Here is an 8,178-nt window from a genome sequence, read left to right as displayed (position 1 = left end):
GTTGAGTCTTTTTGTTTTCGGCCGTTGGCCGCTCAGGCGACACCGTCGCCGGTTCATATAATAATTATTATTCAATAGCGTGATCCACCAACATTTGGTCGAATAATCATGTTAGTGAAAAGAAAAATAGATGACACATTTTGATCACTTAAACAATTACGTTATTTAGATACTTCCTGTATCAAATATACATTGAAATTATACTTTAAGGACATGTAATCATGCTTATGAAAAAATTATTATTAACATCAGTATTATTTGCCGTTACTGGAACTGCAGCTAATGCTGCCGATCCTGATGCAAATGTTGTATTCCGCGGACTAGTTGGTAACAGCATTCCTGGTGATACTTTAATTATCACTGGTAACAACGGTGCAAAACAAATTGCTGACGGCGTTTTACTCGTCAACCAAAACGGTACATTTGAAACGTTAACACCGGTAAAAATTGAAGCTCGTGAATATACACCTGCTGACACAGTAGCTGCTACGGCTGAACTAATTGGTGAGGTTGATCCAAAAGCAACATGGCGTGTAACTGGTGTTACTACCTTATTTGGGGCAAACACAAGCACTCAAAATACAACTGTAGTAACAGATACTGGTAGCGCATCTTTGGGCGATTTTACTGTAGGAACTCAACATGCAACTCCAGCAGGTGAACTCACTTTAAGTGTTAAAAATGACACTGAAGTTACTGATGTAGACGCATACAACGCTGTAACGGTTTCTGTTGCTATCACCGCTACTCCGGGTGCATAAACTTAAGCACTTCCTCATAAACCATGCATTTCTGTAAGGTTTAAGATTGTAATAAAACATAGACTCTTTTTCTTAACGGTTAAAAGAGTCTATGTATCAAAATTTCAGGTTAAAAAATGAAATATGCTTATTTATTATTTAATTTAATGTTGTTTTGTAATTATGCATATTCAACAACCATACCTTATAACTTTTCAGTCTACACCACCATTGATAAAAATAGTTTTTTCTCGTATGCAATTACTCGCTTTGAGTTTCAACCTAGTTCTTTATTGCTAAATTATAATAGAAATACAAAAACATTTGATGAAGCATTTTCAAATCTAATGATCGAAACAGATATTCCTCAGGAAAACACCGATCTATCTTTGGCTATTCGTATGTCGGAAAATAAAACTGAATGTACCGATTTTAATCAATTAGTCATTGATCAAAGTGATAAATTAGCTGTTATTCATCTGGATGAAAAATTAATTACTCTAGATACAGCCGTTGATTTTGAATTTAATAAAGTCATAGATAATAGGAAAGCTGCAGAATATAAAACGAGTATCAAATTTAAATCACTCCCCGAGACAGCAATAGACTGCAGAGGCTCTGTTACTATGCTATTGGAATTTTCAATATGAAAAATAACTCCATAAAAAATTACTTTCTCTTTATTTTATTTATTTTCTCAAGACTCGTTTATGCAGGCGTACCGTCTGAGTTTACGGAATTATATGACACCGTAGAAAAAAGAGTTAACTTTATTGACGTTCAAGGCAGAGCCCATGCCATTCCGATGAATGTAAGCTACGATACAACAACATTGACTTCTCTAAGCTCAGAGAGAGAATTGATACGTATTTTGGCCAATACTAGTGTTTCAGAAACATTAGCAGAAAATTTCATATCCGATCTAAAAAAAGGAATAACAAACGATCAGATGTGTTCAACCGACCCCGAAAAATGTCGTGAAATACCAGAAAATTACTCATTATATTATGACTATTATTCCAATAAGCTTCATTTTAGAGTCAATCCTAAATACCTTAAATTAAGCTATACCAATGAAGAACTTGAGTATGCTAGTGCATATAATCAAAATAGTGCTCTAATCAATAGTGTTAATTTGTATGCTACTGCCGATAAAGATTACAGTAATTTTAGCGTTTACGATAAAGTTATTTTAGGGCTCCCCTATGGCCATGTATCGACAGAAATGAACTATAGAAACAGCGAGAATGATCTTGATATTGATGAGCTGCTCTATAATTTAGAATTCAATAATTACAAATTAACAACTGGATATACAAATAATAGAAAATCGTTTAACTCTACAGATTTTTTAATTAATAGTGTAAAAAATAGCGAATGGTCTTTGGATTTTGGCACATCAAAAAATTTAGTCATGTCTGGAGCTGCATCTGTTCAAAAAATATTTTATTTTTCGCCAAGTAATGGTGTATTAACCATATACAGAGATGACAAAATAATCTTGCAAAAAAATATATCTCAAGGTCAGGGTTTTATCACTAACAGTGAATTGCCTTTTGGTCGCTACGATATTCGAATGGTTATATATTCAGGCACAGATATTATCAAACAAGAAGTTCGATCGATATACAATACCAGCAACGACTCTTTACAAGTAAAAGGGGTTGATTTTAGAACGACAGTAGGGTCATACGAAGATACCAACTCAGACATGTTAGCCACTATTGACCAATCTCGGTTCAGTGATTCCGAACAAGATGAAATTAATGCTCATTTTGTTGGTGAACATTTCCTTCGTACACTCGTTGCTTATAGGCCGCTTGATTCCATCACTATTGGTGGAGGAGTCTCTCTTTCAAATCAGGGCAACTATGCCAATCTTGGAGGGCGGTTTTATCTTCCATACCAATCTCAAGCCACAATGAGTGCTTATATATATGATGACCAATCAACTCAATTTGAAACCAGTGTTAATGTTAGCAATTGGACGGCATCTATAGAAAAATTCTATTTATCGGGAAATGATAAACCCTCTCTATCGCAATATATGTTCAATGAATCAGATTATTTGAAATATACGTTAGCAACCAACCTATCACTTGGAATGTCCAAATTTGGTTACCTATCATTTAATTACATAGAACAACATGGGTCGGATAATTTTAATGGATTTAAATCAAGCTATCTATCAGGAGGTATGTCTTTAAATTCTGTTGGAAACTCTACTTTAGATATTAATGGTAGCTACGATTTTTCTGGTGAACAATTTGATGAGGCTTCATTCAGCGTTGTTTGGTCCATTCCACTATCAGATTCGGTCACAGGGCGAACCACTGTGCGCACAACAGAATCCGAAGTCACTCAAATTAGTGCAGGATTAACAACTGACGATTTAGTTGATGACCAAGATATATATGCTAACGCTCAGGTTACTCAAAATTATTCTAGTTCATATCCGAATAATTACACCTCATTCAGTTCTAGTGCACAGATAACGAAAGATGAATTTTCTGCTGGAGCTTATGCGTATCTAGACACGAGTGGCGAACGTTCCATTAATGTTAATTTAAGCAGTTCTCAGATCATCACCAAGAACAAAAATCTCTATTTAACCAAAGATCAATCAGAATCCTATTTAGCAGTAAATACAGATAGTAATGTTCGTTATGACCAAGAGTCTGCTAACCGAGGTTTATTGGTTATTGACCGAAATGGCCAGCAACAACAAAAATCAATACTGTATTCAGATCAATCGATAAGTCCACTTCGAAGCTACAGCAGCTACAACTCGTATTATGATGCTGAAAGTGTTGACCTCTATAACGTTGGAGACCGCTCTGCTCAGGCATATAGCCTACCAGGAACAGTATTAGAACTAGAACCTAGCATTACTCGAGTTATCACTTTCATTAGTGGGTTTAAAAATATATTTAATACTCCGGTTGAAAATGTTGAGTGTTTAGGTTCTGGTTGCGTTTCCATGATGGAACTAATGGATGGCATATATAAAGTATCTGTACGAGAAGGGCAATTATTCTCACTGGTTGGTAGTAAAGAAATCTGCTTAATTCCAAACATCGATGACGTCGATGCTTATAATTTCGGTGATAACTACTGCATACCAGATGTTCAATTGTTAGCTTATAACAAACTAAAAGAAAATAGTGATCAGGAGCAAATATTATTCTTAGGTGAATATGATGATGATTTTAACGCCTATATTTCTGAATCAGATATCAAAGTGATCGCTGAAGAACAAATTCAAATATTAGAACATTCAATCGGAAAGAGAAACTTTGTTTATGCCGTAATTCGTCCGTCATACTCAATAAGCCAAAAAGTAAAAAGTGCGTTTGAAGCAACGAACAAACACGCTAAAACATCTCGTAATATTAATGCTGAATATGCATTGTCAAATTAAATTTTAGAAGAGCTAGCCACATGAAATATTTATATTCTACATTATTGCTGTTTATTATCTCAGCGCCAGCACAAGCGTTGAAAATAGACTCTATGCTCACCACTGCAGATGAGTACGGAAATGGCGTATTTACTTTAACTAACGAACTCGCCTCAACAAGCTTTATTACCTCCAGTATCGAAAAAGTGGATGTAGTAAACGGTGAGTTAGTAAAAACGCCTTATAGTAAAGACAACTTAAATGACTGGGAGATTACTGTTACGCACCCTAAGTTAATTTTGGAATCTCAACGAGTTAAACAAGTCGGAATTCGCTCGCTTTGTGGCAACCAATGTAACTTCGAACAAGACAAAGTGTATCAAATTACATTCGCACCAGTACCATACGTAGAAAACCCAGAACAACAAGAAGCACCGCTTCTAGCCATTAACTTTGGTTATGCGCCACTATTTGTCATACCCGCGGCAAAAAGCAAAATTGCTTACGAAATGACCTATAAGGGCGATACGGTATTAATGAAAAATACAGGCAATACTTATGTTCGATTTATGATTAGCAAATGCACCGCAAAACTCAACGTTAAATGTCAGTCTTCTTATACTTCACTCTCAGGTCGGGTAAAAGAATTTATCGTTCCAGAATACTTACAAGATGAAGAAATTGAAGTCATGGTTGTGAATCATGACGAAACTTACAGAAGAAAATTATCTTTTGTAAAAGGTCAGTCTCAAACATTGGGTAATTAGAAATGAATAGACTCCTAGTTCTTTTTATCGGGTTAGTTAGTCACGCGACATTGGCTTTTAACCTTGAGGGTACATTAGTCGGTCATAATCTGATATGGAACAACGCCTTTTCAAGTGGCCAAAATACACTTATTGCTAGTGAATGGTCCAACGTTACGGGTTTAGATCCAACAACTCAATGGATACCAGCCAACGCTGTTAGTAGCGAACAAGCAACCTCTATAACGTTATCGAATGGTAGCGATACTGTCTCAGTAGATTTTAGTATTGCTGGCATTCAGTATAATACTGGTCAGGCTAGAGCAACAAAAGACTCATTATTTATCAACTCTGGTACAGCCTGTGCTTCAAGTGATTATAGTGCACCCATTGTGTCAATCATGGGGAATACCGTCAATACAGAGTGTAGAGCAAATTTTTCATTACTGAATTCTGCTCGCATCACACCTTTCTACTTTTATCGTCCTATCATTAAATTAGAAAACTCTAAGCTATTTGATGCTTTTACGGATAAAAATAGCGGCACTTATTCAGGTTCAGTGCCCGTGACGGTTAAATACTACTATTTATCTAGTGGTGGTGTGCCTACGCATCATCAAACTCAAGAAGTCTTACGAGTACAAATCGATTTTACGGCCAGTTACTTAACTTCTATAGAAGTATCAAATGGCAATAGTGATGGCGCGGTATTCGGGCAAATGTTACCAATATATGACACCACAAATCAGACTGTTTCTGGGCAAACATTGTTTAATGTTAAAGCCACTGGATACTTCGCAGAAGGTTTATATTTAAACTTTAGCAGCACCAATGACTTTGTGTTAACTGGTAGCCAATATAACGTTCAAATCCCCTATTCAATCACATGTAACTCATGTACCGATTCGATGATTGTTTCAAATGGAACAAGAAAAGTAGATATAACAACGGTTAAAACAACAACAAACCCACAAGAGCTTAATTTTCTATTAAAAGTTCATTACCACGACATTTCTGCCAGAGATATCGAAAGTGATGATTACCACGGAAGTTTCCTAGTTCTATTTGAAGAGATATTGTAATGACTAAATTATTATTATCGATAACTGTAACAACAGTACTATTTTGTGCCAATGCCTTCAGTACCGAACATGACACACGCACAAATGATTCAGAGACGTCTTTCGGATTTTACGCTGGCCACGTGAACTCAAGAAACACTAACACCAATACTAACGAGACCAATATTGGTTTTGGCTTAGAGGCAAACTACTATTTTTTGCCTTATCTGGGGATTAGCCTCGGTTACGGTATCGCACCAGATATTTATCCAAACGAGAATTTTGAACATGTTGATCTACAGCTTAAAGCAAAATATCCATTATCGAACTACGCGAACTTATCATTAGGGGTTGGTAATGCGCATCATTTTGACTTATCTAATTTCGATGACGTGTCTGACAATAGGCTAATGGCAAGCGTAGAAGTTGATTATTTTTTGAAACCTTTTTTGTCTTTTAATGTTGGTTATGCCTATTATGATTCACCAGTATCATCGCATAGTAGTATTAACTCTCTAAATTTTGGTATGCGCTATCACTTTGGCAAAAATCAGACAGTGGCTGACTACCAACCTACGTCTATCCAAACGGCTATTGTGGAAAAAAAACCAACGGATGTCGTTATGGCGAACAAACTTAAAGAAGAAATTCCTCAAATAGTAGAGAAAGAGGTAATTGAGAAGGTTATTTATTGCAAACTTGATAACGTTCCAACCACTCATATTGTTAAGAAAGATGAGTGGCTACTTAAAATAGGGAAAAATTATGATATGACAATCGAAAAGTTAATTGAATTAAATCCTAGTTTATCTGGGTCAAACTTAAACCTAATATATCCTGGGCAACGCTTATCAGTCATTGATAAAGTCAAAGTTTGCAAATAAAATCTTTTATTTTCGATCCAACAATAACTTTTGTCTAAGCTTAAAAACTCATTGAATGACAGGTCATATTATTGAGTTTTTATAAATAAACATCATCCACTATAAAATAGTGGATGATGATGTTTATAAAAAAGAACGACCAAAAGCAAACCCTTGATACCCTATCAAATTATCCGATGTATCCTTACTACAAACACGATTAAAAACAGCATGTAATGCGACCCTTTCAATGATGATATTAACTTTTTTTGATTCTTCTAAATATAACTTGAATTTCGTATATTAATTTTCATTTATAGGCACTTCAATTTTCACATACTTTTAAGTCATCGATTAGTCTATTTAATCAATTAGTAAATAGAAAAAGAACATTGAATACCACATCAAAAATATGTTTTTGTTATTTAACCGATAACCCACGAAAATCAACTAAGCATTCATAGCCAATAATCTCTCTATTTGAATTCACAATAGCTTATAACTTATATCCAACCTGAACCATAGATTGATAGCGTTCACTGTTCAAAATAGCATACACATTTTTATAACTCATTATATTGAATCATCTTAAGCAGTAAATATTTTTGCATTAGGTGAAACCAGTAAATAGCCACGATTTCTTATACAAATTATATCATAGCCATCAGGAATGAGTTTTTTTGCGTGGTGTACTAGTTGAGGCACACTACTTTCACCTACAATACTATTAGGCCAAACAAATTCTTTTATTTCATCAGTAGAAAATATTGCACCTTCACCTTTAAAACCTAACAGACAGAGTAACCTTTGGTGCTTATTTGACGATCCATTGTTTTCATACAGTTTTATTGGTCGGCAGCCCGTTTTTTTCTGGTTATTCTCTATACAGTCTTTACAGCTATAAAATGGACATTTATTCGTCATAATCTTTAACCCCATGGTCAGTGGCAAACTTAGTATTTGCAAAAAAATTAATAATATTTATTATTAACGATTGGGATAATTGTATGCTGTAATACGCGTGGTGACATTAGGCAGAGAAAACAAAATATATTGACACAATGCCTAATGGCTACATCTATGTAAATTCACTTTGATAATCTAGAGATTTTTCTGATATTAACGTTTTGAAAAAGTTTAACCGAGGTGCACGAGCTTTTATCTAAGCTTGAAGGTAAGGAATCTGAATGATTCCTTACCTGAACGATCGCGGCATAACTCTCGTCGGAATGAGTCGCTGACTCATCTAACTTCTGCTCTACAATCTAAACACGGGTGTTTGTTGAACACTTTCATGCTGTTTTCGGGATTTTAGATACACTCATCCTGCGAAATGCCTAAATTGACCTGATTTGGGCTTGAACCAGA

Annotated in this window: 7 protein-coding genes; 6 read left to right on the top strand and 1 reads right to left on the bottom strand. The window is 35.1% G+C overall.

Features of this window, described 5'->3' with window-relative positions:
• Nucleotides 1–221 precede the first annotated feature (221 nt).
• From AB6E52_RS22335 to AB6E52_RS22310, 6 genes are all read left to right on the top strand, one after another.
• The gene (locus tag AB6E52_RS22335; RefSeq protein ID WP_371980170.1) at nucleotides 222–761 is read left to right on the top strand and encodes a hypothetical protein; all 540 of its coding nucleotides are present in this window, start codon (nucleotides 222–224) and stop codon (nucleotides 759–761) included.
• Nucleotides 762–877: 116 nt separating this feature from the next.
• Nucleotides 878–1,390, top strand: coding sequence for a hypothetical protein (locus AB6E52_RS22330; protein ID WP_371980169.1), 513 nt, complete (start codon nucleotides 878–880; stop codon nucleotides 1,388–1,390).
• Nucleotides 1,387–4,161 carry a CS1-pili formation C-terminal domain-containing protein gene (locus AB6E52_RS22325; RefSeq protein WP_371980168.1) on the top strand — a complete coding sequence of 925 codons (2,775 nt, stop codon included), beginning with the start codon at nucleotides 1,387–1,389 and terminating at the stop codon, nucleotides 4,159–4,161. Before AB6E52_RS22330 ends, AB6E52_RS22325 begins: the two co-directional genes overlap by 4 nt.
• Before the next feature lie 20 nt (nucleotides 4,162–4,181).
• Nucleotides 4,182–4,907 carry a hypothetical protein gene (locus tag AB6E52_RS22320; RefSeq protein ID WP_371980167.1) on the top strand — a complete coding sequence of 242 codons (726 nt, stop codon included), beginning with the start codon at nucleotides 4,182–4,184 and terminating at the stop codon, nucleotides 4,905–4,907.
• 2 nt (nucleotides 4,908–4,909) lie between these two features.
• Entirely contained in the window at nucleotides 4,910–5,968 is a 1,059-nt protein-coding gene (locus AB6E52_RS22315) for a hypothetical protein (RefSeq protein ID WP_371980166.1), read from the top strand.
• Nucleotides 5,968–6,831 carry an outer membrane beta-barrel protein gene (locus tag AB6E52_RS22310; RefSeq protein ID WP_371980165.1) on the top strand — a complete coding sequence of 288 codons (864 nt, stop codon included), beginning with the start codon at nucleotides 5,968–5,970 and terminating at the stop codon, nucleotides 6,829–6,831. The genes AB6E52_RS22315 and AB6E52_RS22310 overlap by 1 nt, the downstream gene beginning before the upstream one ends.
• Nucleotides 6,832–7,398: 567 nt before the next feature.
• Here AB6E52_RS22310 and AB6E52_RS22305 read toward each other — a convergent pair.
• Nucleotides 7,399–7,734 carry a transcriptional regulator gene (locus AB6E52_RS22305; RefSeq protein WP_371980164.1) on the bottom strand — a complete coding sequence of 112 codons (336 nt, stop codon included), beginning with the start codon at nucleotides 7,732–7,734 and terminating at the stop codon, nucleotides 7,399–7,401.
• Between the last annotated feature and the right edge of the window lie 444 nt (nucleotides 7,735–8,178).

Source organism: Vibrio sp. 10N.247.311.13, from assembly GCF_041467595.1.
GTDB classification, from domain to species: Bacteria; Pseudomonadota; Gammaproteobacteria; order Enterobacterales; family Vibrionaceae; genus Vibrio; species Vibrio crassostreae_C.
This window is presented reverse-complemented; position numbering and strand designations above follow the sequence as displayed.

Bases quoted from the DNA above. Each gene is read 5' to 3' on its own strand.
- AB6E52_RS22315 (WP_371980166.1), top strand. From the start codon at position 4,910: ATGAATAGACTCCTAGTTCTTTTTATCGGGTTAGTTAGTCACGCGACA.
- AB6E52_RS22325 (WP_371980168.1), top strand. From the start codon at position 1,387: ATGAAAAATAACTCCATAAAAAATTACTTTCTCTTTATTTTATTTATT.
- AB6E52_RS22320 (WP_371980167.1), top strand. From the start codon at position 4,182: ATGAAATATTTATATTCTACATTATTGCTGTTTATTATCTCAGCGCCA.
- AB6E52_RS22335 (WP_371980170.1), top strand. From the start codon at position 222: ATGCTTATGAAAAAATTATTATTAACATCAGTATTATTTGCCGTTACT.
- AB6E52_RS22330 (WP_371980169.1), top strand. From the start codon at position 878: ATGAAATATGCTTATTTATTATTTAATTTAATGTTGTTTTGTAATTAT.
- AB6E52_RS22310 (WP_371980165.1), top strand. From the start codon at position 5,968: ATGACTAAATTATTATTATCGATAACTGTAACAACAGTACTATTTTGT.
- AB6E52_RS22305 (WP_371980164.1), bottom strand. From the start codon at position 7,734: ATGACGAATAAATGTCCATTTTATAGCTGTAAAGACTGTATAGAGAAT.